General features: G+C 42.4%; 26 protein-coding genes. 4 read left to right on the forward strand and 22 right to left on the reverse strand.

The window, feature by feature from the left end:
- The 9 genes from C1G49_RS05175 to uvrC form a co-directional block, all read right to left on the reverse strand.
- Window positions 1-434 (reverse strand): YSIRK-type signal peptide-containing protein (locus C1G49_RS05175; RefSeq protein WP_153048221.1); only part of this gene is annotated, 434 nt, incomplete at its 3' end.
- Between the two features lie 503 nt (window positions 435-937).
- Entirely contained in the window at window positions 938-1,207 is a 270-nt protein-coding gene (locus C1G49_RS05180) for a hypothetical protein (protein ID WP_105124880.1), read from the reverse strand.
- Window positions 1,197-1,442 (reverse strand): hypothetical protein, encoded by a 246-nt coding sequence (locus C1G49_RS05185; protein WP_105124881.1) that lies wholly within the window; start codon window positions 1,440-1,442, stop codon window positions 1,197-1,199. Before C1G49_RS05185 ends, C1G49_RS05180 begins: the two co-directional genes overlap by 11 nt.
- A complete protein-coding gene (locus C1G49_RS05190) occupies window positions 1,432-1,701 on the reverse strand; it encodes a hypothetical protein (protein WP_153048222.1) in 270 nt (89 codons plus the stop codon). Before C1G49_RS05190 ends, C1G49_RS05185 begins: the two co-directional genes overlap by 11 nt.
- A complete protein-coding gene (locus C1G49_RS05195; protein WP_161942089.1) occupies window positions 1,691-2,611 on the reverse strand; it encodes an Rpn family recombination-promoting nuclease/putative transposase in 921 nt (306 codons plus the stop codon). The genes C1G49_RS05190 and C1G49_RS05195 overlap by 11 nt, the downstream gene beginning before the upstream one ends.
- Before the next feature lie 154 nt (window positions 2,612-2,765).
- Entirely contained in the window at window positions 2,766-2,930 is a 165-nt protein-coding gene (locus C1G49_RS11155; RefSeq protein WP_024409594.1) for a hypothetical protein, read from the reverse strand.
- A gap of 194 nt (window positions 2,931-3,124) precedes the next feature.
- Window positions 3,125-4,438 carry a GTPase ObgE gene (gene obgE / locus C1G49_RS05205; RefSeq protein WP_105124884.1) on the reverse strand — a complete coding sequence of 438 codons (1,314 nt, stop codon included), beginning with the start codon at window positions 4,436-4,438 and terminating at the stop codon, window positions 3,125-3,127.
- A gap of 41 nt (window positions 4,439-4,479) precedes the next feature.
- Window positions 4,480-4,608, reverse strand: coding sequence for a DUF4044 domain-containing protein (locus C1G49_RS05210; RefSeq protein ID WP_105124885.1), 129 nt, complete (start codon window positions 4,606-4,608; stop codon window positions 4,480-4,482).
- 62 nt (window positions 4,609-4,670) lie between these two features.
- Window positions 4,671-6,449, reverse strand: a complete 1,779-nt coding sequence (gene uvrC, locus C1G49_RS05215) for an excinuclease ABC subunit UvrC (RefSeq protein WP_105124886.1) — start codon at window positions 6,447-6,449, stop codon at window positions 4,671-4,673.
- Between the two features lie 184 nt (window positions 6,450-6,633).
- Between uvrC and C1G49_RS05220 the strand changes: the two genes are divergently transcribed.
- Together C1G49_RS05220 and C1G49_RS05225 are read left to right on the forward strand one after the other, a co-directional pair.
- Window positions 6,634-8,832, forward strand: a complete 2,199-nt coding sequence (locus tag C1G49_RS05220) for an ABC transporter substrate-binding protein/permease (RefSeq protein ID WP_105124887.1) — start codon at window positions 6,634-6,636, stop codon at window positions 8,830-8,832.
- A complete protein-coding gene (locus tag C1G49_RS05225; RefSeq protein ID WP_105124888.1) occupies window positions 8,832-9,572 on the forward strand; it encodes an amino acid ABC transporter ATP-binding protein in 741 nt (246 codons plus the stop codon). The genes C1G49_RS05220 and C1G49_RS05225 overlap by 1 nt, the downstream gene beginning before the upstream one ends.
- Window positions 9,573-9,628: 56 nt before the next feature.
- Here C1G49_RS05225 and C1G49_RS05230 read toward each other — a convergent pair whose 3' ends face one another.
- Window positions 9,629-10,120 (reverse strand): GNAT family N-acetyltransferase, encoded by a 492-nt coding sequence (locus tag C1G49_RS05230; protein ID WP_105124889.1) that lies wholly within the window; start codon window positions 10,118-10,120, stop codon window positions 9,629-9,631.
- Window positions 10,121-10,247: 127 nt separating this feature from the next.
- Window positions 10,248-11,819 carry an L-lactate permease gene (locus C1G49_RS05235; RefSeq protein WP_105124890.1) on the reverse strand — a complete coding sequence of 524 codons (1,572 nt, stop codon included), beginning with the start codon at window positions 11,817-11,819 and terminating at the stop codon, window positions 10,248-10,250.
- A gap of 388 nt (window positions 11,820-12,207) precedes the next feature.
- Between C1G49_RS05235 and C1G49_RS05240 the strand changes: the two genes are divergently transcribed.
- Window positions 12,208-13,740: an ATP-binding cassette domain-containing protein gene (locus C1G49_RS05240; RefSeq protein WP_105124891.1), complete on the forward strand. Its 1,533-nt coding sequence runs from the start codon at window positions 12,208-12,210 to the stop codon at window positions 13,738-13,740.
- 80 nt (window positions 13,741-13,820) lie between these two features.
- Here C1G49_RS05240 and C1G49_RS05245 read toward each other — a convergent pair whose 3' ends face one another.
- The 11 genes from C1G49_RS05245 to C1G49_RS05295 form a co-directional block, all read right to left on the reverse strand.
- A complete protein-coding gene (locus C1G49_RS05245) occupies window positions 13,821-15,101 on the reverse strand; it encodes an O-acetylhomoserine aminocarboxypropyltransferase/cysteine synthase family protein (protein WP_105124892.1) in 1,281 nt (426 codons plus the stop codon).
- A 192-nt stretch (window positions 15,102-15,293) separates the two neighbouring features.
- Window positions 15,294-15,782: a YkgJ family cysteine cluster protein gene (locus tag C1G49_RS05250; protein ID WP_105124893.1), complete on the reverse strand. Its 489-nt coding sequence runs from the start codon at window positions 15,780-15,782 to the stop codon at window positions 15,294-15,296.
- Window positions 15,783-16,104: 322 nt separating this feature from the next.
- The gene (locus C1G49_RS05255) at window positions 16,105-16,752 is read right to left on the reverse strand and encodes a Maf family protein (protein WP_105124894.1); all 648 of its coding nucleotides are present in this window, start codon (window positions 16,750-16,752) and stop codon (window positions 16,105-16,107) included.
- Window positions 16,753-16,802: 50 nt separating this feature from the next.
- Entirely contained in the window at window positions 16,803-18,971 is a 2,169-nt protein-coding gene (nt5e, locus tag C1G49_RS05260; RefSeq protein WP_153048223.1) for a cell surface ecto-5'-nucleotidase Nt5e, read from the reverse strand.
- A gap of 130 nt (window positions 18,972-19,101) precedes the next feature.
- Window positions 19,102-20,370: a dihydroorotase gene (locus C1G49_RS05265; RefSeq protein ID WP_105124896.1), complete on the reverse strand. Its 1,269-nt coding sequence runs from the start codon at window positions 20,368-20,370 to the stop codon at window positions 19,102-19,104.
- Window positions 20,371-20,400: 30 nt separating this feature from the next.
- The gene (locus C1G49_RS05270) at window positions 20,401-21,054 is read right to left on the reverse strand and encodes a uracil-DNA glycosylase (protein WP_105124897.1); all 654 of its coding nucleotides are present in this window, start codon (window positions 21,052-21,054) and stop codon (window positions 20,401-20,403) included.
- Between the two features lie 9 nt (window positions 21,055-21,063).
- On the reverse strand, window positions 21,064-21,990 hold the full coding sequence (locus C1G49_RS05275; protein ID WP_105124898.1) for a glycosyltransferase family 2 protein: 927 nt from the start codon (window positions 21,988-21,990) through the stop codon (window positions 21,064-21,066).
- 107 nt (window positions 21,991-22,097) lie between these two features.
- A complete protein-coding gene (gene pyrE, locus C1G49_RS05280) occupies window positions 22,098-22,730 on the reverse strand; it encodes an orotate phosphoribosyltransferase (RefSeq protein WP_105124899.1) in 633 nt (210 codons plus the stop codon).
- A gap of 85 nt (window positions 22,731-22,815) precedes the next feature.
- Entirely contained in the window at window positions 22,816-23,514 is a 699-nt protein-coding gene (gene pyrF, locus C1G49_RS05285) for an orotidine-5'-phosphate decarboxylase (protein ID WP_105124900.1), read from the reverse strand.
- Between the two features lie 166 nt (window positions 23,515-23,680).
- Window positions 23,681-24,622, reverse strand: coding sequence for a dihydroorotate dehydrogenase (locus C1G49_RS05290; RefSeq protein WP_105124901.1), 942 nt, complete (start codon window positions 24,620-24,622; stop codon window positions 23,681-23,683).
- Between the two features lie 9 nt (window positions 24,623-24,631).
- Entirely contained in the window at window positions 24,632-25,405 is a 774-nt protein-coding gene (locus C1G49_RS05295; RefSeq protein WP_105124902.1) for a dihydroorotate dehydrogenase electron transfer subunit, read from the reverse strand.
- Between the two features lie 208 nt (window positions 25,406-25,613).
- Here C1G49_RS05295 and C1G49_RS05300 point away from each other — a divergent pair, with 208 nt between their 5' ends.
- Window positions 25,614-26,525, forward strand: a complete 912-nt coding sequence (locus C1G49_RS05300) for a LysR family transcriptional regulator (protein WP_105116826.1) — start codon at window positions 25,614-25,616, stop codon at window positions 26,523-26,525.
- Window positions 26,526-26,555 lie beyond the last annotated feature (30 nt).

Here is a 26,555-nt window from a genome sequence, read left to right on the forward strand (position 1 = left end):
ACTGTAGCTGATTTCACTACTGCGTTTACAAGGGTGCCATCTTCTAGCACATAGTTCACGATGTAGTTAATGGTTGCTGAACGTTCAACTGTCGCAGCTACTTCTGTAGTTGTTGCTGTTGCTTCAGTTGTTGTCGCTGTTGCTGCTTCTGTCGCTGTCGTTTCAGTAGCGGTTGCAGCTACTGTCGCTGACGTTTCAGTAGTAGTTGACGGTGCTACTTCTGCACTTGCTTCTGTTGAAGATGCAACTGTAGATGTCGCTGTTGTCGTTTCAGATGATGCAAGAGTTGTTTCTGCTTTAGCGGCTTGCGCACCAGCACCCAAGGCTAGCGACATACCAAGCAAAACGCTGGCTGCACCAAAATGATATTTACGGATTGAAAAGTGTTGCTTCATTCCGTACCAATCAAATGATTTTTTCTTAGCTTTACGCATTGAAAAAAATCCCCCCTTTTTGTTAATGTATTAATTACATGAATTTTCCGTTTCTTCTGAAAGAAAAAAATGAAATCTTCAGTAATAACTACTGTATTCTACAATATTGTCTAACTATAATCAAGTAAAATGTATCAAACTAACATATTTTTTTATATTTTTCTGCACATCTCCAAATGTTAGGGGTTTCAAATTATTTGACTGATCAAGAAAGTCTGCTAACACAGGCTTTTCAAGAGAGACAAACTGGGGAGAAAAATCTCAAACGATTGGATAAGCCTTTGACAAAAGTCCCAAAAATTGACCTACTTGTTTTGATGGATTGGTGATGGGCTGAGGTTTCTAAGGAGCTAGCGCGAAGATGGTTTTAGGAACCAGGTGCTACGGCTGCCTATGACCTCTCACAGTTTCATCTATCACAATAGAAGAAAAAACAGAACCCTGCCGTCGTAGAGTTCTGCTCTGTCTATTTCGTGTCTATTTATCGAAAGCCATTCTAACAGTTAGTTACCATATTTAGGGCTTTTTTCTGTGACAATATCTTTCCGCAACATCCTCACTTGCTCAATAGGGATTTTCAGAACTAGGGAAATATCCTCATCAGACATGCCAACTTGAAAAAGAGAAGTCAGAACTTCTTGCGTTTTTTGCTCTGCACCTTTCTCAAAACCATCTTCAACACCCTCCTCATAGCCTTCTTCAAAGCGTTCCTGCATAGTTTCGTAGTAACTAGCGGCGTGGTGCAGGTGGAGTATTTCAAGATTAGTTGCCATGTTCAGGACCTTTTTCTATTTGAAATTGATTGCGGTAGGCTGCTACCTGTTCAAGGGTAAACTCCGTTGCAATAGCAATCATGTCATCAGACATATTTGCTTTTAACATCCGTTTGATAGTGCCTAGTTTTTCGGTATCTATACCTTTCTCTATTCCTTTCTCAAAACGTTCCTGCATAGTTTCGTAATAACTAGCGGCGCGGTGCATATGGAGTATTTCAAGATTAGTTGCCATGTTCAGGACCTTTTTCTAATTGGAATTGATTGCGGTAATTTGCTACCTGCTCAAGGGTAAACTCCGTTGCAATAGCAATCATGTCATCAGACATATTTGCTTTTAACATCCGTTTGATAGTGCCTAGTTTTTCGGTATCTATACCTTTCTCAAAACCATCTTCAACACCCTCCTCATAGCCTTCTTCAAAGCGTTCCTGCATAGTTTCGTAAAAACTAGCGGCGCGGTGCAGGTGGAGTATTTCAAGATTAGTTGCCATGTTCATGACCTTCTTCTGTGACAGTATCCTTCCGCAACACCCTCACTTGCTCAATAGGGATTTTCAGAACCAGAGAAATATTCTCATCAGACATACCAACTTGAAAAAGAGAAATCAAAACTTCTTGCGTTTTTTGCTCTGCACCTTTCTCTATGCCTTTCTCTATTCCTTCCTCATAACGTTCCTGCATAGTTTCGTAATAACTAGCGGCATTTCGGTTCCATGTATCAATCATTGTTCTTTCCTCCTGTGTCCAATTATTCACATCCAAAAGATACTCTGCCTTTTGGATTGCACTGGTTTGTTTGAAGCTAAATTCTTTGTTAGAGAAGAATTCCATCCAAAGCTGTTGTTTCCTATCCATTTCTCCTAATTTTAGTTTCTTCAGTTCTACAATAACCATCTCGAAGGGCTTTCTCGCTTGTTCTTGTTTACCAAATGGAAACTGCAAGACCTGACCTGTTTCTGAATCCGTAATAATAAATGAATGGACTGGTCTTTCATCTTTAAAGTAGTCGGTTGCAACTACGGCGATACCATAGACAGGTTGGATTTTATCGTACATCTTATGGGTTTTGGCAACTTTTTGTCGAACATTGGGCAGGTTTGCGACCAGGTGTTGGCAAATATAGGTCCACAATCGTTTCAAAAAGCCTCTTTGGTGGGCGACTTGGATTTCAATCACTACTTGAGTATCATCTTCCAAGGAAGCAAGCACATCAACGGTCGTAGTGAAGTAGCCATCTTGCTCTTTCTTCAAATCAGCTAGGGTTCCATTCATAATTTTGACCTCTTTTGGTCTGAAACCTAAAAATGCCTCAATGAAATCTGTGGTTACCTCTGGATCGCTAAACACTTTTTTAGCTGCAATGTCCATCATTGGGTTGATAGGATGTCTTTTTTTGCTCATATTTTTCTCCATATTCTATTGATTGAGATATAACCTCGTATTATATATTCGAAAAACAGAGCATTTCCCCTAATTATATTATAGCACATTCACTACCATTTTTAAAATTCAATACCAAAAACCTGCTAGTTATTTGAAAACTAACAGGTCAAGTTTACTCATTTTCTTTCTCTCTTGCTAAACGCTCCCTCTCCAAACGCAATTTCCGATTGGGATTGAGTGTATTGAAGAGTTCTTCTAACTTCTCAGCATTCCAAACATCTGCTGCAGAAACAAAATTTCCATCCTTATCCTTGAAGGATATCGGTTTATCACCCATACAAACCTCCAATTTCTTTGATAATTGTTTACTGGTCCTAGTTCGAGAAGACAGATAAAACAGTTCCCAAAAACTGGACAGGTGCGACATGGAGTACAGGCAGTCGATATTACTGCCTGAACGGAATTAGTAAGGTTGGGGCCTCGCTTTCGAGTTTTCAGGCTCGGGCTGAAAAAGTCCACTGGACTTTTTCACTAATCAACAAACTCAAATTCGAACTTGCCGATGCGGACGGTGTCGCCGTCTTTGGCTCCACGCGCACGGAGGGCTTCGTCAACACCCATGCCACGCAACTGGCGGGCGAATTTCATGACAGATTCATCACGGTCAAAGTTGGTCATAGTGAAGAGTTTTTCGAGCTTGTCACCAGACAGAACCCAGCTAGCATCATCTGCACGGCTGATGTCAAATTCTGGCTCATCTGGGTTAAAGCCATAGTAAGCTTCTTCCTCTTGGAAATCTGATTCATCATAAAGCAAGAATTCTGGCGTTTTCTCTAGCAATTCTGCTGTTGCCTCCAAGAGATTTTCCAAACCTTGGTGGGCAATCCCTGAAATTGGGAAAATCTGTGGCAGTTCGTCAAATTCATCATAGTTAGCTGCCAATTTTTTCTTAAATTCTTTCAGATTGTCAGCTGCTTCCGGCATGTCCATCTTATTGGCAACAATAATCTGCGGGCGTTCCATGAGACGAAGATTGTAGGTTTCCAACTCATTGTTGATAGCTACATAGTCCTCATAAGGATCACGACCCTCACTTGCTGACATATCTAAGACATGCAAGATAACACGTGTTCGCTCAATGTGGCGAAGGAATTGGGTACCTAGACCGACACCTTGACTAGCCCCTTCAATCAAACCTGGTAAGTCGGCCACTGCAAATGATTCACCAGATTTAGTCCGAACCATGCCCAAGTTTGGCACAATGGTGGTGAAATGGTAGGCACCAATTTTGGGCTTGGCAGCTGTAATGACACTGAGCAGGGTTGATTTACCAACAGATGGAAAACCAACAAGACCAACGTCAGCAAGAACCTTCAATTCCAACTCCAAATGACGTTCCTCACCTGGTTCTCCATTTTCAGAAATCTCTGGAGCAGGATTTTTTGGTGTCGCGAAGCGGATATTTCCACGACCACCTCGACCACCGTGGGCAATGATAAATTCTTGGCCATGCTCTACCAAGTCCGTAATGACTTTTCCTGTTTCTGCATCGCGGACAGTTGTCCCCTGTGGTACACGAACAATTAAGTCCTCCGCACCACGACCATGCATGCCCTTGGTCATCCCTTTTTCACCATCGTCAGCCTTAAAACGACGATTGTAGCGGAAATCCATAAGGGTACGCAAGCCTTCATCCACGACAAAGACCACATTACCACCGCGACCACCGTCACCGCCCCAAGGACCACCGTTTGGGACATACTTCTCACGGCGAAAGGCCACCATGCCATCGCCACCCTTACCAGCCTTGACTTTAATCTTGGCCGTATCTAAAAACATACTCATAATTTACCTATTCTTTCCTAGAAAAAAACGCTTAGAAGCGTTTAGTTCATCAATACGTTGATAGCTGGCAAAATCAAACCAGCTAAGGTTACTAGCACCATCACGATAACGATGATAATCGTCACTTTCTCAAAAAATGTTTTCTTATGTTTTACTTCACCAAACGCCATAGCTTTCTCCTTATTTTGCAATATCGTTTTATTTTATCATTTTACTAGCAATTTTTCAAATTTCATCCTTTGGAACTCAAACTTTCCTTCACCTTCTCCGCCACCTTATACGGCACACCAGCTTCTGCGATTTCCTGCAAACTTGCTGACTGGATATTGCCAATAGACTTGAAATGTTTCATCAGAGCCTGCTTGCGTTTTGGTCCTAGACCTTCTATGCCGTCCAATCTGGATGAGAAGGAATTTTTTGACCGAACCTGACGGTGAAACTCAATGGCAAAGCGGTGCACTTCATCTTGAATCCGATGCAGGAGGAAAAATTCCTGAGAATTACGGGGCAACTCAACTACTTCCAGCGGATTACCAAAAAGCAACTCGTGGGTCTGGTGCTTGTCATTCTTCTGCAAACCTGCAATGGGAATGGACATACCTAACTCCTGCTCGATGACCTGCTTGGCGACATTAACTTGCCCCTGACCACCGTCAATGATAATCAAATCAGGCGGTGTCAAACCGTCACGAAGCATCCGACTGTACCGCCGCTGCAACACTTCTCGCATGGAAGCATAGTCATCTGGTCCTTCCACCGTCTTAATCTTGTACTTGCGGTATTCCTTTTTATTAGGCACCCCATTTTCAAAGACCACCATAGCCGACACAGGACTGGTCCCCATGATGTTGGAGTTGTCGAAAGCCTCAATCCGCACAGGAGTCGGAATCCCCAAAAGCTGACCGATATTCTCCACAGCACCGTAGGTCTTCTCCAGATTTTTCTCCAAGAGATTAAACTTCTGCTCCAGACTGACACGGGCATTCTTGGTTGCCAGATTGATGAGTTGCTTCTTCTCGCCACGCTGAGGCTTGATGACCTTGGTATCCACCAGAGCTTCTACGGCTTCTTGGTCAATATCCTGCGGTATCAAGACCTCAGACGGTATCAAATGTTGCTGGTCCCTGTAAAACTGACCAATATAGGTCAAAAAGTCTTCGTCCGCATCATTATAATATGGAAAAAGATTGACATTCCGCTCAATCAGTTTCCCCTGACGAACAAAGAATACCTGCACGCACATCCAGCCCTTGTCCACATAGTAGCCAAAGACATCCCGATTCTGCAAGTCATGGGCCATCACACGTTGCTTGGTCCGCAGGGTTGAAATGGATTGCAGGACATCTCGGTATTCCGCAGCCTTTTCAAATTCCAGATTAGCAGCTGCCGTTTTCATCTTGTCCTGAACTTCCTTGACAATCTTATCATCATGCCCCGTCAAGAACTGGGCAACCTCCTTACTCATCTTGTTATAGTCAGACAGGCTGGGCAGGTTTTCCCCATGGGCCAGACATTGCCCCAAATGATAATAAAGACAATACTTGTTCTCAGGCAATTTACACTTGCGGAAAGGATAGAGGCGTTCCAATAGTTTGAGGGTCTGGTTGGCCGCACCCACATCTGGATAGGGACCAAAATACTGACCACCGTCCTTTTTTATCTGCCGTGTAATGATCAGCCGTGGGTGACGTTCCTTGGTAATTTTAATAAAAGGATAAGACTTGTCATCCTTGAGCATGATGTTATAGCGAGGCTTGTTTTCCTGAATCAGATTGATTTCCAGCAAGAGCGCCTCGATATTGGAATCCGTCACGATAAATTCAAAGTCGGCAATTTCAGATACCAAGGCCTCTGTCTTGGTATCATGGGCACCACGAAAATAAGACCGGACCCGATTGCGCAGGTTTTTGGCCTTACCCACATAGATAATCTTTCCGTACTTGTTTTTATGGAGGTAGCAACCCGGACTATCCGGCAGCAACTCCAATTTGTGCTTGATTAAATCGTTCATAAGACTATTGTATCACAAGTTTATTCAATCAGATACTAGACATTTTCTCAAAAAACATTAAATTTTCACACAATTTAATAACCTTGGATGTCATGTTTTCTTACATGACTAATTGGTAGTTTTTGCAATATTTTTCAGATTGTGATATACTAGGACAGTTATTTTATATAGAAGGAGTATGAAAATGAAGAAAAAACTACTCATGTTATTGGCAAGCATACTGCCGATATTCTTTATTTTTACAGGTGTTAAGGCTGACGATACCATTGATATTGTCTTCGATAATGCCTACGCACCATTCGAGTTTAAAGACTCAGACCAAGTTTATAAAGGATTAGACGTTGATATTATCAATGAAGTAGCGAAGCGTTCTGGCTGGACTATGAACCAGTCATTCCCAGGTTTTGATGCTGCTGTCAACGCAGTTCAAGCTGGATCTGCCGATGCCCTCATGGCTGGTACAACCATTACAGAACCACGTAAGAAGGTCTTTACCTTCTCTGATCCTTACTTCGATACCAAAATCGTTATTGCTACAACCAAGTCAAACACGATTGCTAAGTACGAAGACCTCAATGGCAAAACAGTTGGGGTAAAAAATGGTACAGCTGCTCAAGCCTTTCTTGAGGAAAACAAGGATAAGTACGGTTACACCATTAAAACCTTTGATACAGGTGATTTGATGTATAACAGTCTCTCTGCTGGTGCAGTAGATGCTGTTATGGATGATGAAGCCGTTATCCAGTACGCTATCCAAAAAGGGCAAGACCTTAGCATTGACATCGCTGGAGAAGCGATTGGTTCATTTGGTTTCTCTGTTAAAAAGGGCAGCCAATATGAGTACCTTGTAGAAGACTTCAACAAGGCCCTTGCTGCAATGAAGGAAGACGGTACTTACCAACAAATCATGAACAAGTGGTTGGGAGCAACAACAGCTTCTGCTGAAACCACTGACTACTCTTCTCGTCTTAGCTTGACTGGTAGCGCCACTACAAAGGCAACACCGGTAAAATCAAGCTACACAATCGTTGCTGATTCATCATTTGCCCCATTTGAATACCAGGATGAAACTGGTCAGTATGTCGGCATTGATATGGAATTGATTAAGGCTATTGCGGAACAACAAGGTTTCACTATTACCATTCAAAACCCTGGCTTTGATGCAGCCTTGAACGCTGTTCAGGCTGGACAAGCTGATGCAGTTATCGCTGGTATGTCTATCACGGACGCTCGTAAGGAAATCTTTGATTTCTCAGATGCTTACTATTCATCCAACATCCTTCTTGCTGTCAAGAACAGTAGTGACATTGCTTCGTACGAAGATTTGAAAGGTAAAACTGTTGGTGCTAAAAACGGTACTGCTTCTTACACTTTCTTGGAAAGCAACAAAGACAAGTACGGTTATACTCTAAAGGCTTTTGACGAAGCATCTGGTATGTATGACAGCTTGAACTCAGGTTCTATTGATGCCCTCATGGATGACGAAGCTGTATTGCTTTACGCTATCCAACAAGGTCGTGACTTTGCAACTCCAGTCCCAGGTGAAAAATCTGGTGAGTACGGTTTCGCTGTTAAAAAAGGCACAAACCCTGAGTTGATTGAAATGTTCAACAATGGTATGGCTGCCCTTGTAGAATCTGGCAAATACGACGAAATTCTTAATAAATATTTCAACGCAACAGAAGAAACAAGTGCAACTACTTCAACCGTAGACGAAACAACCATTGTTGGTCTTTTGAAAAACAACTATGGTCAGTTGCTTTCAGGTCTTGGTATCACAATCGGCCTCGCCCTTCTTTCATTTGCCATTGCTATTGTTATCGGTATTATCTTCGGTATGTTCGCGGTTAGTCCAATCAAAGCCCTCCGTGTAACTGCATCTGTTTTCGTTGATGTGGTTCGTGGTATTCCTTTGATGATTGTAGCTGCCTTCATCTTCTGGGGTATTCCTAACTTGATTGAATCTATCACAGGTCAACAGTCACCAATTAACGACTTCGTTGCTGGTACTATTGCCCTATCCCTCAACTCTGGTGCCTATATCGCTGAGATTGTTCGTGGTGGTATTCAGGCTGTTCCTGCTGGTCAAATGGAAGCGTCTCGCAGTTTGGGTATTTCTTACGGAACAACCATGCGTAAGATTATCTTGCCACAGGCTGGTAAAATCATGTTGCCAAACTTCATCAACCAATTCGTTATCACTTTGAAAGATACGACTATCATCTCTGCTATCGGTTTGGTGGAACTCTTCCAAGCAGGTAAAATCATCATCGCTCGTAACTACCAATCCTTCCGTATGTATGCAATCCTTGCCATTATCTACTTGGTGGTTATCACGCTCTTAACTCGCTTGGCTCGTAATCTTGAAAAAGGAGGCAAATAATGGCTCAATTAAAAATTAACGTCCATGACTTGCACAAGTATTATGGAAAAAACGAAGTATTGAAAGGTATCACTGCTAAGTTCTATGAAGGCGATGTGGTTTGTATCATCGGTCCTTCTGGTTCTGGTAAATCTACCTTCCTTCGTACCATGAACTTGCTTGAAACCATTACAAGTGGTCAAGTAACTGTTGACGGATATGATTTGACAGATCCTAAGACAGATGTCGATGCCTTTCGAGCAAATGTTGGTATGGTATTCCAGCACTTCAACCTTTTCCCACATATGACTGTACTGGATAACATCACGTTTGCTCCTATCGAACACAAATTGATGGACAAGGCTGAAGCTGAAAAAGTCGGCATGGAATTGTTGGAAAAAGTTGGTTTGGCTGACAAACGCGACGCTATGCCAGATAGCCTTTCAGGTGGTCAGAAGCAACGTGTTGCCATCGCTCGTGCCCTCGCTATGAACCCAGACATTATGCTCTTTGACGAACCTACTTCTGCCCTTGACCCAGAAATGGTTGGGGACGTACTCAACGTTATGAAAGACTTGGCAGAGCAAGGAATGACCATGTTGATCGTTACCCACGAGATGGGCTTCGCACGCAAGGTTGCTAACCGCGTTATCTTTACTGATGGCGGTCAATTCCTTGAAGATGGAACACCAGAGCAAATCTTTGACAACCCACAACACCCACGTTTGAAAGACTTCTTAGATAAGGTCTTGAATGTGTAAGCTAAACGAAAAGCCTTTGACTAGCAGTCAAGGCTTTTTTTGCATCTCACAATGATTTATAAATTCTTTTTATAGGACCAACCTTTCTTTTTCTTTTCAACAGCTTCAAAGCCACATTTCTCAAATAGTTTACGGGAGCCCGTATTCCAATCATAAATTTCTTCGACAAGTATTTCCACAAAGCCCAGCTCCCTTGCTCGATTAATCATTCGCTGCAATACCTTGGTTCCTATTCCCTTTTTCCAATACCGCTTATCTCCAATGGCAATGGCAAAATCATCTGCAAACAGCGTCACATCACCAATTGGGATAAACTGATCGTCTTCAAAAATTTCAATAAAGTAACATTCTCCATTCGTTGACAAGTATTCATACATACGATTGAGCAAGTCCTGACTATAACGTTCTTGATCACCATCAATGAGCCAGACCAATTCTAGATCTTGGTGCCATATCAAAGCAAAATCATGAATTCCATCATATCTACGAAGCCGAATTTGATTGTCAATTTCTAATACTGCCGCCTGCTCTACTCCTTCGATCGCCATGAATATCTCCTTACTAGTTCATCTCGGTAGGTCAATTTTATCACAAATCTGAATAGATGAGAATAGCCATTCCTATTCATCTAGTAAGGCAAACATCAAAAAAACCTCATTTCTGAGGTTTTCTTAATTATAAAAATAGTCCAATTAGGGCAACGATAATTCCGTAGATAAACATAGGCACGGCTGTTTTCTGCATGATAAATCCTTCTTGACGACGCACTCCGGAAACGGATGAGGCCGCAATGATATTGTTGACACAGGTCATATTCCCCATTGCTCCTCCGACAGACTGCATGGCCAAGATACTGGTCATGTTCAGACCTGTTTGCGTGGCGATGGATTGTTGGACACCACCAAAAATGAGATTGGAAATTGTCGCAGAACCTGAGAAGAAGGCTCCAATGGCACCTAGATAGGAAGCGAAGAGACCCCAATAAGGACCAGTTGCTGCTGCCAAGGACATCCCGATAATGGATACCATAGACTGATCACCATTAAGTAGCATGAATTTTACCATGGTCACACCACCTAGAAGGGCAAAGAAGGGTTCCGACACTTGTTTGGCGGTTTGCCCAATCATCTTCCATACTTGACCTTTCATACTCGGATAGAGGCTCGATAGGGTCAACACAATGAGGAAGAAAGGAATGAATGCTGGTGCGTAAAGCAATTCATAAGATTCTGTCGAGCTAGTACCAAATACATTGGCTAACGTGAATTTCAGAGCCTTTGTAATTTCTAGCTTAGCAAAGCCAATATCTGTACTTAAAAGCAGGGCATCCGTTCTCATCAGGCCTTTAATCCCTAGCTGAGGAACACGGGTTATCACCAGTATCAAAACCAAGCAAATCAAGGGAAGAGTAGCCATAAAGAGTTCTTTTGCTGTAACTTGTTCCACAAAATTTTTCTTGTTTTCGACCGAATTCAAGCCAATCTGTTTTTTGGCTAACCAGATTGAAATAAGAAAACCGATTGCTCCTCCCAAAAGAGATGGGAATTCATAGTTGATAGTGGCCAAAAGGGTCATGGGCAAGGCGCAAGCAAAGACTGTCAAATAAATATAGAGCAGATTGGCCTTGATTTGTGACCAAGAAAAGACATAACGAAGGGCAATCAAGGGAATGAGCAAGCCTGCGGTTAAATGAATTAGAGCTGCCTTTAAGCCCAGCTCTCCAATCTGCTGACTGGTCAAACCTAAAGAACCAAATCCAAACCAAGTCGGCGTACCGACAGCACCAAAAGATACAGGAATCGAATTAAAAATCAATACTGCTAGCACAACCTTGATGGGTTCAAATCCCAAAGCAATCAAGATGGGGGCTGCAATTGCTGCGGGAGTTCCAAAACCAGATGCCCCTTCAATCATGAAGGCGAAGGCATAACCGATAATCATCATCTGAGCAACAGGATTGGGTGTCAAACTAGACATCCATCTGTTGATGATAGCTTGGTTTCCTGTTTTTCGTTGAAAGTTATTAAATAGCACCGCTCCCATAATCACTGTTATCGGCGTTAGGGTAGCCCAAAAACCTGTGACCAAGCCTGAATTTAACAAGGCAAAATCCGTCTTAAAATACACCAACAAAATCAAATAAACCAAGCCTGCAATCGCTGGTAAGGCATAACTGGCTGCCAAACGCATCTTGATCATCAAAAATATCAAGAGAATAATTGGAAAAACACTTAATAAAATATCCATAACATTTTCATTTCCTTATTTTTTAGCTATTGCTTTAGAGTCCTGTCTAAACACAGCTTCTCTTATTATAACCTAAGCCTAGCCAAAAATACGATTGTGTGCTCTCCTGATGAAAGAAAATTCATTTTTTCTTCATTCTTCGACAAGATTTCCGTACAAAAACAGTATATTGACAAGTTTTTATCGATATGCTATACTAAAACAAATGTAGCAAGCGAGGTAGGGAGAAATGGACAATAAGAAGTAAACTCAAACTAAGTTCTATGCTTATTTAGTAGTTTTCTTGCGTCCATTTTTCTGTTTCTCTGTTCCATGAATAGGGTCTTTTTGAGCAGATTTCGACACACTACTAAATAGGTAGTGTGTTTTTACTTGTAAAGGAGGCCTTATGCTACTAAGCACTCAACATTTATCTCTCGACCATCAAAAAGATTTAAGAACCTTGGTTCAGGACCTAAACCTCATTGTCAACCCTGGCGATAAAATAGCCATCATCGGGGAAGAAGGAAATGGCAAATCCAGTCTACTACTAACCTTAATGGATGCAGCTCTTGTCACAGACTACCTACTCCTATCAGGCAATATTCACCGATATTTTCACTCGCCAGTCTACATTCCTCAAAGTCTTCCACTGGAAATAGCAGAGCTAACCTTGAACGACTACTTCTTCGCTGACTTGGACAGCGACATTGACTACGGCCTACTCTACCTCTATGCTGACCAGCTCCAGTTTGACAGCGTACGGTTTTCCAGCCAGCAATTGATTGGAAGCCTGTCAGGTGGAGAAAAATTAAAAATTCAGTTGATCAAATTACTGTCTATTCCATCTGACATCATCTTTCTAGATGAACCATCAAATGATTTAGATTTGGATACCTTACTTTGGCTTGAAAACTATATCATCACGAGCCCTAACACCATTCTATTTGTTTCTCACGATGAAGACTTCCTCAGCAAAACAGCCACAAAAATCATTCACCTAGAATCGGTTAAAAAGAAAACACTTGCTCAGACCAAGGTTGAAGAACTAGATTACCAGGATTACGCATTGAGACGCCAACAAGCCTATCAGAAACAAGTTCAACAAGCTCGGAATGACCAAAAAGAATTTGACAAAGCCATGAATAAGCACCTACGACAAAAATCACAGGTTCGTCATACCTTGCTCAACACCCATGATGCCACACTAGGACGGCTCATAGCCAAGAAAATGAAGAATGTCTTATCACGCGAAAAACGCTATGAAAGAATGAGGGCAAACCTCACACAAGTTCCTTTTCATGAAGATACCATTTCCCTCTTCTTCTCAGACATTTCACCACTACCAGCTAGAAAGCAAGTACTTCACTTAGAAAACTTCCAATTAAAGGTTGACGAACGACTACTCGTTCAAAACATCCATTTCAACATAAATGGGCAAGATAAGATTGGCGTCATTGGCCCGAATGGAATTGGTAAATCCAGTTTTCTAAAGCTAATCTATCAAGAACTCAGGCAACGAGCAGATATAAACTTGGGATACATGCCCCAGCGCTATTCAGAAGTGCTTGATGAGTCTAAAACTCCACTAGATTTTTTATTGGAAAATAGCAATCGTGAGCAGGAACAACTTATCTTAACACATCTAGCCAGTCTGCAGTTTACACGACAAGAAGTTCATCACAAGATTTGCCAACTTTCAGGGGGACAAAAAGCCAAGTTACTCTTGTTAAAAATGGTACTTGTTCAAGCCAATTTTCTCTTATTAGATGAACCCAGTCGAAACTTCTCTCCTACTTCTCAGCCTTATATACGTCAGTTATTTGCCGACTATCCAGGTGGCTTGGTATGCGTATCACACGACAGACGCTTTTTGAAAGAAGTTTGTCAAAGAATCTACCGACTAACTGATAGTGGACTGGAAGAACTAGAACAAATATAAAAAAGGAAAATGGTTCACACGCCATATTTCCTTTTATTATTTATTCATAAAGAATGAAGTCAAGCAAATTAACACATAGCTTATAATTTATCAAGAGCAAGTTGCAGATCTTCAATCAAATCATCGACGTTTTCAAGTCCGATAGAAAGACGGATTTGATTTGGTGTCACACCTGCTGCAATTTGGTCTGCTGGTGCTAATTGAGCATGGGTGGTTGTAGCTGGATGAACTACCAATGATTTAGCATCAGCAACGTTTGCTAAATTAGAAAATATTTCCAAACTATCAATAACCTTACGAGCTTCTTCTGCTCCGCCTTTTACTTGGAAAGAGAAGATAGAGCCTACACCTTTTGGCAGGTATTTATCCGCCAAAGCCTTATAAGGGCTATCTGGAAGCGATGGATAATTGACCGACTCAACATTAGGGTGATTCAACAAAAAATCAACAATCTTTTCAGCATTTGATACATGACGCTCTACACGGAGAGACAAGGTCTCCAATCCTTGTAAAAGTAAGAAGGCATTAAATGGAGCAAGGGCTGCACCTGTATCACGAAGTAATTGTACACGAACTGCTACAATAAATGCTGCTTCACCAATATCACGAGTGTAACTAATGTTGTGATAGCTTGGATCTTCTTCAACAAATTGAGGAAACTTACCAGATGCCGCCCAGTCAAACTTGCCGCTATCGACAATCACACCACCAATGGTCGTACCATGTCCACCAATAAACTTGGTTGCAGAATGTACCGCAATATCTACACCATGTGAAAATACATTGATTAAATAAGGAGTAGCAAAGGTATTATCTGAAACGAGTGGGATATTGTGACGGTGGGCAATACCTGCCAGTTTTTCAAGGTCAGGAATGTTGATAACAGGATTCCCAAGGGTTTCAATAAATACAAGCTTTGTATTGTCTTGAATGGCAGCTTCTACTGCTTCAAAATCATCAATATCGACAAAACTTGTTGTTATTCCATAACGTGGAAGAGTTTCTTTGAATAGGTTAAAAGTTCCACCATAGAGTGTCGTTGCCGCCACAATATGATCTCCAGCATGTGCCAGCGCTAGAATAGTATAGGTGATAGCTGCCATACCAGAAGCTGTTGCGAGCGCCCCAATGCCACCTTCTAAGGCAGCAATACGATTCTCAAAAGTAGCAACCGTTGGATTGGTAATACGAGTATAGATATTTCCTAGTTTACGTAAAGCAAATAAGTCCTCTGCTTCTTGTGCATCATCAAAAACATAAGAAGTAGTTTGGTAAATTGGTACAGCACGTGATTTTGAAGCGGGATCAACCTCTTGTCCTGCATGAAGTTGAAGGGTTTCAAATGAAAATTCTCTAGTCATAGTGATAGCTCCTTTGGACTTTTCTGTATTCTACCCTATTTTTTCCATCTTGGCTAATACTTTTTCTATGCAAAAAGGTATAGTTATTAGCTATATCTGTTACCACTTATGAATAACTTTCGTCTGATAAACAGGAAATAACACTCTATATTACCACCAACTGCTTTAAGATGATACCAACCGCTATAAAACTTACATTCGCTCACGCAATTTCTCAACAAAGAGGTAGGCCGCAGGGCAGATAAGAGTATTTTTTATTGTTAGATTGTTAATTTGGTAAATCTTCTTCCTATCCGTATGCGGAAATTCTCGGCAGGCTTTAGGACGAGCATCATAGATGCTACAGAGATTATCACCTCCAAGGAAGGGACAGGGCATGGATTGAAAAACCTTATCGCCATCCTCATCCACGCGCAAATACATATCCTCAAAAACAGGTAATTTCATGCGCAAATGCTTGGCAATTCGAGTAATGTCAGCTTCTGTAAAAAGCGGGCCCAAGGTCTTGCAGCAATTGGCACACTCTGTGCAGTCAATTTCCGAAAAAACTTCCGCATGGATATCTTGAACAATTCTGTCCAGATTTTTGGGTGCTTTCTTCTTGAGGTTGGCTAGAAATTTTCGATGTTCTCCCTGTTTCTGCTGGGCCAGCTGCTTGTATTTTTCGATATCTACAGTCATAAACTCTCCTTTTCGACCTCTATTATACCACAAACAAACTTTTCAGCTCTGCTATTTTTCAAAAATGCTGAGCTAAATTATAGCATCACTTAATAAGGTTAGTGTCAACATCTCAGCGCAGAGGTTGATTGGCAGATTTGTTCGTGTTTTGCACTCCAAATCTGGCCATTACGACTGTTGCGAACAAAGTTCGCTCTATCTCCGACCTCCAAAGGTTCCCCAAACCTTTGGAGCTATGCGGGGGTGGGAGTGGAACAGTCTGGGAATAGACTGTTTCAGCTCAACAACTGGAAATACGGACTTGTTGACGAACTCTTTGAGATTAGTAGAGTTCTTTCCCACTCCCAAAAATCCTGCGGGAAACTTCAGCCACGGGCAGACCGATGATGGTATGAATATCTCCCGAAATGCCTGCCACAAAGCGTGGATCCAGCTCTTGAATACCGTAGGCACCTGCCTTATCGAGGGGCTGTTTTTCATGAATATAAGCTTGGATGTGTTCCTCAAGCGCTGGATAATAGTCAACAAAATCAATCTGTGCCAGCGTATAAAAAACATCTAATGACTGAGAACTTCGAAGACAAACAGAAGTCACTACATAATGACTCTTGCCAAAATAGGAACGAAACATGGCTTCCGCCTCAGCCAAATCCCGAGGTTTGTTGAAAATCTGTCCGTCTGCCACCACAATCGTATCGGCCGAGATATAGAGATAGCCTTGTTCTAGTTCCATATCCGACTTGGCCTTGGAAATTTCACAGCATGTCTTTGCTGCTCGAGTAAGAAAATCATCGCTAGCAAATTTTTCCATAAAATACTCTTCAATCCCCCGTTCATCAACTTCAACGGATTGGATGCGAGGCTCTAGAAACTCCAATAATTGCTTACGTCTAGGCGAATTACTGAGCAAAACATAGGAAGTAAGGATTGGTCGACTTCCTTCTTTTTGATAGTCAAATACAGTTTGCATATTTCCTCCAGTCAAAAACAGAGCCCTAAGACCCTGTTTCTGTCATTTGATTAGTTTACTTTACGACGACGAACGGTCACTGCAAGTCCAGCAAGACCAAGGCCAAATAGACTAAGTGCTAGGCTTGATTGATCACCGGTATTTGGCAGGCTAGCTGCTGAGCTAGTAGTTGTTTTAGAAGTAGCAACTGGAGTACTAGTAGACAAGGCTGGTTTAACAGCTGGTTTAGCAACAGATGCTTGCTGTCCTTCTGTCACAGGTGTCTGTGTTTGACCACCAGTTTGTGCATCTTTTTGTGTAGATGGAGCCGTTGGTTTTTCCACTGGTTTAACAAGTGTTTCTGGATTTGAATTAGCATCAGTTGGGTCAGTTTCTGCCAATACTTCAATGTAGTCAGGGAAATTATCACCATCTATATCCAAAGTCGAGTTAACTGAAACTAAACGAGAGTTTGGATTAACAACTTCATAGACGGTTAAGTCAGCGGATTTCAAATACTCAGCGAAGGCACTGTCCATTGAAGGACCTTCTTCACGAGCGCCACCAAGCATAGTGTAGCCATCACCACCAGCTGCCAAGAAGTCATTGGTTGCTAAGTAGTATGTTTTTGCTAGATCTAATTCTTCGTAGAGGCCTGTTTCAGGATTGAGGATACCAATCAAGAGAACGCGTTGGTCAGCTGGTAGGGTTGTATCGTAGAATACTTGGGCACCTGAAATGTGCAAGAAACCACCACTAGCTTCTAAAAGTGGAAGTCCATTTTCATCCAATACAGGAGCGCCAGTTTCCTTATCTGCTTGCAAGGTAGCAGATAAAGACTTGGCAAACATATCAGCAATTTGCTGACCTGTTACAGTGATTTGAGAAACGATGTTACCAAATGGCAAGACAGCAATAATATCACCTTTTGTGACAGGCTGGTCTTTAGCGATAGTTGCACGAAGACCACCGCCATTGGTCACAGCAAGGCTTGTTTTGTTTGAGAAACCTGTTTGACCATAAGCGTAAATCGCATCTGTCACCGCATTACCCAAGTTTGTTTCACGGACACGGACGTTTGAACGTTCACCATTCAATTCCACTGGATTGTTGGCAATAACAACTTGAGCATTTTCAGCTTCGTACTTAGCTTTGATTTCAGCAACTAGAGCCTCAATTTTCGCATTTGGTGTCACACTCTTAGCATCGGCTGCAGAAATTAGACCTGCTTCAGCTAGCAACTGGTTAGATTTCAAGGTTACCTTACCAATGTTATTCAAGTATGAACCTGTTTGGTTGTAGGTAACGTTATTTCCATAGGTTGTTGACTCGACTGTATGAGAATGTCCGTCAATCACAATAACACGTTTGCCAGCCAACTTGCTGTTTTCAGAAAGAGCCTGTGCCAAGGTAGAACCTCTCCATTCAACAGGAGTTGTTGTATCAACACCCAAGTGAGCTAGGATAATGTAGTTGTTATAAACGCGGTTATCAGCCAAGGCACGCGCTTCTACCTCGTCAACAACTTTGTTGACTTCAGTGATTGGGTCCGCAAAAGTAACACCTTCAACATTTTTAGGGTGCGTTTTAGTCGCTGTTTCAGGCGTTGTAACACCAATCACAACAAACTCATCACCAACAACTGTTGGAGTTTTATCAACAATGGTTGAAGCTTCAAAGACACGAGCTCCATCAACATAGGTATTGGCACTAAGGAGTGGGAAATTCAAGGTTTCTTTGTACTTGATAGCCTGTTCCATACCAAAGTCAAATTCATGGTTACCAACAGCCATAGCATCGTATCCAACCTCATTCATGATATTGGCACGATCTTCACCCTTGGTCGAGTTAGAAATTGGCAAACCTTGGAAGGCATCTCCAGCATCTACAACGATGGTATTTTCAACCTTTGCACGTTCTTCCTCAATAACAGCAGCAGCCTTGGCATCACCGATAACGCCAGAACGGGTATCTTCAAGAATACGACCATGAACATCGTTTGTGTGGATGATAACTGCTTCAACTGTTTCTGAAGTTTGACTTGTTACAGCCGCTTCCTCACTTCCAGTGGTAGCTGTTTCTGTTGAAGCTGATGTCGGAGCTACTTCTTGTCTAGCAGCTGTGGTACTTGCCGTAGTACTCGATGGCGTAGTTTCAGCAGCCTGCACTTGTTGTGCCAATACGAACGGAGACAACAATAGAGTAGACAGTACCGGTAATAAGAAATCTTTCTTTTTCATAAACAAACCTTTCTTGTGCAGAATTCACAAGACTATTATACACTTATTTCATAAAAATAGAAACATTGAAATCGTTTTTACAGAAAAAAGGTTCGAGAAAAGCGAATTAGTTTCCCAATCCGCTTACTGCTTATTTCTCAAAAACAATCCCACCATCCGATATTGTAAAACGAACCTCGCCCTTCAAGCTATCTCCTACAAATGGAGAATTGGCTGACTTAGATGCAAAGTCTGCTGTGACCAAACGATTTACAGTCGGATCAAAAATGACCAAGTCGGCAGGTCCATTTTCGGCAAGATAACCAGCATCAAGGCCATAGAGCTTGGCAGGGTTAATGGTCATTTTCTCAAGTAATTGCATGAGACTTAGATGCCCATCTTCTACCAAGTGAGTTAGACCCAATGAAAGCGAGGTTTCTAAACCGGTCATACCTGACGGAGCTTGAGTTACATCCTCCACATTTTTCTCATCAGTATGATGAGGAGCGTGGTCTGTCGCAATAACGGTAATGACGCCTGATTTTAAACCTTCAATCACAGCCAAGCGATCACTTTCTAGACGTAGGGGCGGGTTCATCTTAGCGTTGGCACCTTTGGTCAAAAGTAAGTCCTCAGTCCGTGAAAAATGCTGGGGTGCTACTTCTGCTGTTACCTTAGCTCCTAGGCCTTGAACAAATTCGACAACCTTGACTGACTCCGCTTTAGACAAGTGCTGGATATGGACACGGGCACCTGTTTCATAGGCAATCATGACATCACGCGCAACCATACTGTATTCTGCCACGCCAGTTGCTCCACAGACATGGAAATGCTTTTCAGCCACTTGCTCGTTAAGCCCCAAAATACCATTCAAATCAGGATCTTCTTCATGCAGACTGATGAGGCAGTCGTGAGCTTTGGCTAATTTCATAGCCTTTCTCACCACGCCAGCATTTGTCAAAGGAATACCATCATCCGAGAAGGCTACCGCACCAGCCTCTAGTAAGGCAGGAAAATCTGTCAGGTTTTGCCCATCAAATTGATTGGTGATGGTTGCTACACTGTAAATGTGAATAGCTTCTTTTTTAGCAGATTCTAATACTTCCTTCAGTGTTTCGACAGTCGAAATCGTCGGACTGGTGTTGGCCATCATGACCACAGAGGTAAAGCCGCCTGCAGCCGCAGAAAGAGCCCCGGTATGAATATCTTCCTTGTGGGTCTGACCTGGCTCACGAAAATGCACATGAACATCGACCAAGCCTGGTGCAACCACCAAACCTGTCGCATCAATAACCTGCTCCACATCTTCCGAAATCGATTCAGCAATCTTGACGATTTTCTTTCCGTCAATTAAGACATCACAAATTTCGTCTAATCCCGAATGTGGATCGACAACACGACCATTTTTTACTAATAACATTCGACTTCTCCTTTTAACAGCCAACTGCTTTTAACGCAGCCAGTCAATTTCTGAACTTCCCTTTGAACGTAAAAAGGCATTTGCTTTTGAAAATGGCTTGCTTCCGAAAAATCCTCGGTAGGCTGATAGAGGGCTTGGGTGAGCTGATTCGACAATCAAATGGTTGGGATTGGTAATCAGTGCCTTCTTCTTGCGAGCATAAGCACCCCAAAGAATGTAGACGACAGGCTGGTCTAAGCTATTGACTACATTGATAATAGCATCTGTAAACGGCTCCCAAATCTGACCCGCATGACCATTGGCCTGACCAGCCGGCACAGTCAAACAGGCGTTGAGTAAGAGAACCCCTTGCTCTGCCCAAGCTGTCAAATCATGGTCTTTTTTTACTCCAATATCATCAGTCAATTCCTTGAGGATATTTTGGAGCGATGGCGGAGCTGGCACCGAATTTGGCACAGAGAAGGACAAGCCCTGAGCTTGATCAGGTCCATGATAGGGATCCTGCCCCAAAATAACCACCTTGACCTTTTCTAATGCTGTTGTCTGGATGGCAACAAATACCTTCTCGCGAGGCGGGTAAACGGTCCCACTTGCATAAGCTTTATCCAAAAATTGATTGATTTTACCGAAATAATGTTCAGGCAACTGTTCCTTGATCAATTCATGCCAGGCTGAATGTTCCATACACAACTCCTAGTTTGAACTTTTTTCTTTGACAATATAAACAGGGCGTTTCTTGGTTTCTAAGAAGACTTTGGCCAAATATTTACCAAGAATACCAATAGTCATCAACTGCAAGCCACCCAAAAACAAGATGATACAGATAGTTGATGGCCAACCGATGGTAGGATCGCCAAATACCAAAGTTTTAAATACAACGAACACCATCAAGACCAAGGACAGCAAGAAGGTGAAAAATCCAGTATAGGAAGCAATATTTAGCGGTGTATCTGAAAAGTTGATTATCCCTTCAATCGAGTAGGAAAGCAATTTCCAGAAAGACCAACTTGTTTGACCAGCCACTCGCTCAACATTTTTGTAGGGCAGATATTCCGTTTCAAAACCAACCCAGGCAAAAATCCCCTTTGAAAAGCGATTGTATTCAGACACAGAGAGAATGGCATCGACCATGTGACGACGCATAAGTCGGAAATCACGCGCACCGTCTACCACATCGACATGGCTAATCTTATTCATCAATTTATAAAATAATTTGGCAAAAAAGCTACGAATAGGAGGTTCACCATCACGACTGACTCGGCGGGTTCCCACACAGTCCAAATCTGCATTAGCTTCAAGTATAGCCTTCATTTCTATCAACATCTCAGGTGGATCCTGTAAGTCTACGTCCATAACAGTGACCAAGTCACCTTGAGCCGCCTGTAAGCCTGCGTAGAGGGCTGCTTCTTTACCAAAATTTCTTGAAAATGATAGGTAGCGAACAGCTTGGTCCTGACCAGACAACTGACGCAAGACTTTTAAAGTGCCATCCTTGGAACCATCATTTACAAAAATATATTCAAATTTTTCCCCCATTTCCTTACGAACCTTTTCCATAGCCTCGTAAAAATAGGGAATTACCTCTTCTTCATTAAAACAAGGCACGATAACTGAAATCATCTATTTCTCCTCATACGGTCAAAAATTGTATGTCAGACATACTATAGGTTCCATTATACCATTTTAGAAGATAAGTTCCCAGAAATCGTGCGTTTAAACATGACTACTTAATCTTCTAACCAAGTCGCTGGGTTTTGGCGGAATTTCTTAAGCAAGGTCAAGCCATCAGCGTTGATATAACCCTGTACTTTTGCGACCTTGATGAGTTCGGAGTAATTGCTGAGCGTTACCAATTTCACGCCAGCATTGTCAAAATTACGCTCTGCTTTTGGCAATTCATAAGTGAAAATGGCCACCACACCGATAACATCTGCACCTTCACGCTCTGCCGCTGCAACAGCATCCAGTACAGAACCACCTGTTGAAATCAAATCTTCGATGACCACCATTTTTTGTCCCTTGACAATGCGACCTTCCAACTGATTGCCAACCCCATGTTCTTTTGGTTTGCTACGAATATAGGCAAAGGGCAAATTCATACGGTCAGCAATGATAGCTCCATGTGGGATACCTGCTGTCGCAGTACCTGCAATAACTTCGACTTCTGGAAATTCTTCTTCGATACGCTGAACAAAGCCATCTTCAATCAAGTTCCGTGTTTCAGGATAAGACAGGGTAATGCGGTTGTCTGTATAAATCGGAGATTTAATACCTGATGCCCATGTAAATGGCTTTTCTGGACGCAGATGAACTGCTTTAATGTCCAACAAATGTGATGCGATTTCTGTTGCTAGTGTCATGATAGACCTCCTTAAAGTGCGTAAAGAATGTCAAACCTATTTCGCCAAACAGATTTGTACATGTTTATCTATAGAATTTCTATTTCTAGGAATGCTGTGCCCACTCCTCTTTTATAGCCAAATAGACCTGATAGGGATTTTCTGATCTCGTAATCGGACGACCAACCACAATATAATTACTTCCAATTCTCGCTGCCTCAGCCGGTGTCATCACTCGTTTTTGATCACCTACATCGTCCCCAGCTGGTCGAATACCAGGTGTCAGACAGACAAAATCCGACCTCGTAGCACCTTTAATCAATGCAACTTCATGCGCTGAACAAACGACTCCGTCAAGACCAGCTTGTGCCGCCTTTTGAGCATAGTGAACAACCGCATCCTGTAAACTGGTCTGGATATTTTGGTCGCTTCGCATTTGCTCTTCAGAAGTAGAAGTCAACTGAGTGACTGCGATTAAGACAGCATCCGCCCCTAAGCCTCTGCGGGCAGCCTTCATCATCTCAACCCCACCAGCAGCGTGAACATTGGTCATATCCACACCTAGTTTTGCCAGAACCCGCATGGCGGATTCGACTGTATTGGGAATGTCGTGCAATTTTAAATCTAGAAAAATGCTGTGTCCGCAGTCTTTTAGATAAGAAATAATGCTCGGACCTTCTGCATAGTAGAGTTCCATTCCCACTTTCACATACAGTTTTTCATGGGCTGGGAATTGTTCCAGGAAGGACTGAACTTCCCCTTTACTCGCAAAGTCTAAGGCGATAATTGGACGTTTCTCTTTCATAGGTTCCTTTCCAAATCGACACAAAAACCCTGCCAGATTGGACAGGGAGGTAGACGAAATCCGCCTGAAAATCAACTTTCAAGCTATTTTATGTCACCTTTTCAGCCTCTCTGGACGTGGTTAAAGGACGATGTTACTCTAATAATACTATTTTATTTTATTTTTGTCAACGCTTACCCAAGCTTTCTCTAACTTCTTGGCGTAAATTTTCTAAGGTGTCAATCCCATAAACATCCATACGTTTTGGTAAATCCTTGATAATGGTTGGACAGGCAAATGGGTCTGTAAAGTTGGCCGTTCCAACCCCAATGGCTGAAGCTCCAGCAATCATCATCTCTAAAGCCTTGTCAGCCGAATCTACACCACCCATGCCAATGATTGGTAGCTTGGTCATCTGTGCCACCTGCCGAATGAGTTTGAGGGCAACTGGAAAGACCGCTGGACCTGACATTCCTCCTGTACCATTTGCCAAGATTGGCTGGCGATTTTTAAGATTGAAACGCATACCAACCAAGGTGTTAATCATAGTCAAACCGCTGGCACCAGCATCTTCAGCCGCCTTTGCCAAGAGGGTAATATCTGCCACACTCGGTGTTAATTTGACATAGACAGGCACAGAGGAAGCTTCTACCGCAGCCTTTACAGCATCGTAGGCCAATTCTGGCACCTGTCCAATCAGCAATCCATTGTTACCATGGTCCACGTTTGGACAGGAAATGTTGAGTTCGATGGCTTTTACATTTGGAGCTTGTGAAATCTTCCCTGATACATAGGCATATTCTTCATTGGAAAAACCTGCCACATTGGCAATAATTGGCAAGTCTGGGAATTGTTGCTCTAACCATGGTAGTTTTTCGGATAAGACTGTGTCGACACCCGGATTTTGAAGTCCAATGGCATTGAGCATACCTGCTGGTGTTTCAGCCACACGGGGAGTCGCATTGCCATAACGAGGATAGCGTGTCGTTGCCTTAATCATAATGGAGCCAAGCTGGTTGAGGTCATAGTAGTCCGCATACTCCTGACCAAAACCGAAACAACCTGAGGCTGGAATAATGGGATTTTTCAAGTCCAAGCCTGGCAAGGAAATGGCTAATCGTTCTTTCATCTTACCCTCCTATAAAATCAGACTGCCGGTTGCAAAGACAGGACCTTCTTTGCAGACACGCTTATTTTCATGCTCTTGGCCCTGCTTTGGCTTGACCACACAGGCATAGCAAGCTCCCATGCCACAAGCCATGCGCGCCTCAAGGGAGATGTAGGCGTGGGGATGGTCCTGAAAACGTTGGTCAACATAATTCATCATAGCTGGGGCACCACAGGAATAAATGGCCGCAAAGTCGTTTGTCAGCTGTTCGACAACTGTTGCGACATTCCCCTTACGCTCGTAGGAACCGTCATCCGTTGTGACATAGACCTGTCCATAAGACGCCAATTCTTCTTCCAAAATGACTGCCTCTTTTGTGGCGAAGCCAATGACTGACGTGACTTTGGCGCCACGTTTCGCAGCCTGTTTGGCCACCTCGACCAAGGGAGGAACACCGATTCCCCCTCCAATAATGAGAATATGGTCACCTGCTTTAAGGAAATCCACTTCAAAACCTTTCCCAAGCGGTCCCATGACATCTAAATGTTGTCCGACAGTCATCTTAGAAAAGACTTCCGTCCCTTGACCTTCCACTCGATAAATGAGCCTGCACTGAGAGTTGACCTTATCAATCTCGGAAATAGAAATTGGTCTTCTCAAAAGCATGGAATCATCAGGAACACGAATATGGACAAACTGCCCCATCTTCATATCCTGAACCATCTCCCCCTGTAAGGTCATAGCAAAAATACGTGGGGCAAGTTGGACTTGTTCAACAAGCAACATTTGTTCTTTTAAAATCATCTTTTCTCCTATTCTATGCAAATGCAGAAAACAAGAAAGTCGATATAAGAGAAAAACCTTGCTGGCTAGCAAGGTTACACGAAAAGAAGGCAGTATCTGCCCTATTTATCACGTTCCCTTCTTCGCCTCTCTGGACTCAGTTAAAGGATATATTTTCAGCATTATACATTTTTTAGAATTATTTGTCAAATCATGATACAATAGAGGTATGAGAATTCAACAATTATACTATATTATCAAAATCGCAGAAACCGGCAGTATGAATGAGGCTGCCAAACAACTCTTCATCACTCAGCCCAGTCTTTCCAATGCCGTACGCGACTTGGAAAAGGAACTTAGCATCAAGATTTTCTTCCGCAATTCCAAGGGGATTACCTTGACCAAGGATGGTATTGAATTTCTTTCCTACGCCCGCCAGATCGTTGAACAGACGGAACTCCTCGAGGATCGTTATAAAAATCCAAATGCTAAACGCCAACTCTTCAGCGTATCTTCCCAACACTATGCCTTTGTTGTCAATGCCTTCGTATCCCTCTTAAAAGACACGGACTTAGAAGATTATGAACTCTTTCTAAGGGAAACACGGACCTGGGAAATCATCGATGACGTAAAAAACTTCCGTTCAGAGATAGGCGTGCTTTTCCTCAACCATTTCAACCGAGATGTTTTGCTAAAACTCTTGGACGATAATCGTCTATCCTATACCCATCTTTTTACTGCCAAGCCCCACGTTTTTGTCAGCAAGACAAATCCACTGGCACAGAAGAAATCGATAACTTTGGACGAATTAGCTGATTTCCCTTATCTTAGCTACGAGCAAGGTATCCACAACTCCTTCTATTTCGCTGAAGAAATATTGGCACAAGAGCACCACAAGAAATCCATTGTCGTTTCCGACCGTGCCACCCTCTTTAATCTCTTAATTGGTCTAGATGGCTACACTATCGCTACCGGTATCCTTAATTCCAATCTCAATGGTGATAATATCGTGTCTATCCCACTTGAATTTGATGACGAGATTGAGTTGGTCTATATTCAGCATGAAAAAGCTATGCTATCAGATATGGGCGAAAAATTTATCAGTCATTTATTAGAAGAAGTGAAATTTAGTAAAAAATAAATCCAAATTTATATAGACCAACACAAAACA

Origin of the sequence: Streptococcus suis (assembly GCF_002960625.1) — a bacterium.
Classification (GTDB): domain Bacteria; phylum Bacillota; class Bacilli; order Lactobacillales; family Streptococcaceae; genus Streptococcus; species Streptococcus suis_T.

Coding starts and splice junctions, on each gene's coding strand:
- C1G49_RS05180 (WP_105124880.1), bottom strand. CDS start 1,207: ATGGCAACTAATCTTGAAATACTCCACCTGCACCACGCCGCTAGTTAC.
- C1G49_RS05185 (WP_105124881.1), bottom strand. CDS start 1,442: ATGGCAACTAATCTTGAAATACTCCATATGCACCGCGCCGCTAGTTAT.
- C1G49_RS05190 (WP_153048222.1), bottom strand. CDS start 1,701: ATGGCAACTAATCTTGAAATACTCCACCTGCACCGCGCCGCTAGTTTT.
- C1G49_RS05195 (WP_161942089.1), bottom strand. CDS start 2,611: ATGAGCAAAAAAAGACATCCTATCAACCCAATGATGGACATTGCAGCT.
- C1G49_RS11155 (WP_024409594.1), bottom strand. CDS start 2,930: ATGGGTGATAAACCGATATCCTTCAAGGATAAGGATGGAAATTTTGTT.
- obgE (WP_105124884.1), bottom strand. CDS start 4,438: ATGAGTATGTTTTTAGATACGGCCAAGATTAAAGTCAAGGCTGGTAAG.
- C1G49_RS05210 (WP_105124885.1), bottom strand. CDS start 4,608: ATGGCGTTTGGTGAAGTAAAACATAAGAAAACATTTTTTGAGAAAGTG.
- uvrC (WP_105124886.1), bottom strand. CDS start 6,449: ATGAACGATTTAATCAAGCACAAATTGGAGTTGCTGCCGGATAGTCCG.
- C1G49_RS05220 (WP_105124887.1), top strand. CDS start 6,634: ATGAAGAAAAAACTACTCATGTTATTGGCAAGCATACTGCCGATATTC.
- C1G49_RS05225 (WP_105124888.1), top strand. CDS start 8,832: ATGGCTCAATTAAAAATTAACGTCCATGACTTGCACAAGTATTATGGA.
- C1G49_RS05230 (WP_105124889.1), bottom strand. CDS start 10,120: ATGGCGATCGAAGGAGTAGAGCAGGCGGCAGTATTAGAAATTGACAAT.
- C1G49_RS05235 (WP_105124890.1), bottom strand. CDS start 11,819: ATGGATATTTTATTAAGTGTTTTTCCAATTATTCTCTTGATATTTTTG.
- C1G49_RS05240 (WP_105124891.1), top strand. CDS start 12,208: ATGCTACTAAGCACTCAACATTTATCTCTCGACCATCAAAAAGATTTA.
- C1G49_RS05245 (WP_105124892.1), bottom strand. CDS start 15,101: ATGACTAGAGAATTTTCATTTGAAACCCTTCAACTTCATGCAGGACAA.
- C1G49_RS05250 (WP_105124893.1), bottom strand. CDS start 15,782: ATGACTGTAGATATCGAAAAATACAAGCAGCTGGCCCAGCAGAAACAG.
- C1G49_RS05255 (WP_105124894.1), bottom strand. CDS start 16,752: ATGCAAACTGTATTTGACTATCAAAAAGAAGGAAGTCGACCAATCCTT.
- nt5e (WP_153048223.1), bottom strand. CDS start 18,971: ATGAAAAAGAAAGATTTCTTATTACCGGTACTGTCTACTCTATTGTTG.
- C1G49_RS05265 (WP_105124896.1), bottom strand. CDS start 20,370: ATGTTATTAGTAAAAAATGGTCGTGTTGTCGATCCACATTCGGGATTA.
- C1G49_RS05270 (WP_105124897.1), bottom strand. CDS start 21,054: ATGGAACATTCAGCCTGGCATGAATTGATCAAGGAACAGTTGCCTGAA.
- C1G49_RS05275 (WP_105124898.1), bottom strand. CDS start 21,990: ATGATTTCAGTTATCGTGCCTTGTTTTAATGAAGAAGAGGTAATTCCC.
- pyrE (WP_105124899.1), bottom strand. CDS start 22,730: ATGACACTAGCAACAGAAATCGCATCACATTTGTTGGACATTAAAGCA.
- pyrF (WP_105124900.1), bottom strand. CDS start 23,514: ATGAAAGAGAAACGTCCAATTATCGCCTTAGACTTTGCGAGTAAAGGG.
- C1G49_RS05290 (WP_105124901.1), bottom strand. CDS start 24,622: ATGAAAGAACGATTAGCCATTTCCTTGCCAGGCTTGGACTTGAAAAAT.
- C1G49_RS05295 (WP_105124902.1), bottom strand. CDS start 25,405: ATGATTTTAAAAGAACAAATGTTGCTTGTTGAACAAGTCCAACTTGCC.
- C1G49_RS05300 (WP_105116826.1), top strand. CDS start 25,614: ATGAGAATTCAACAATTATACTATATTATCAAAATCGCAGAAACCGGC.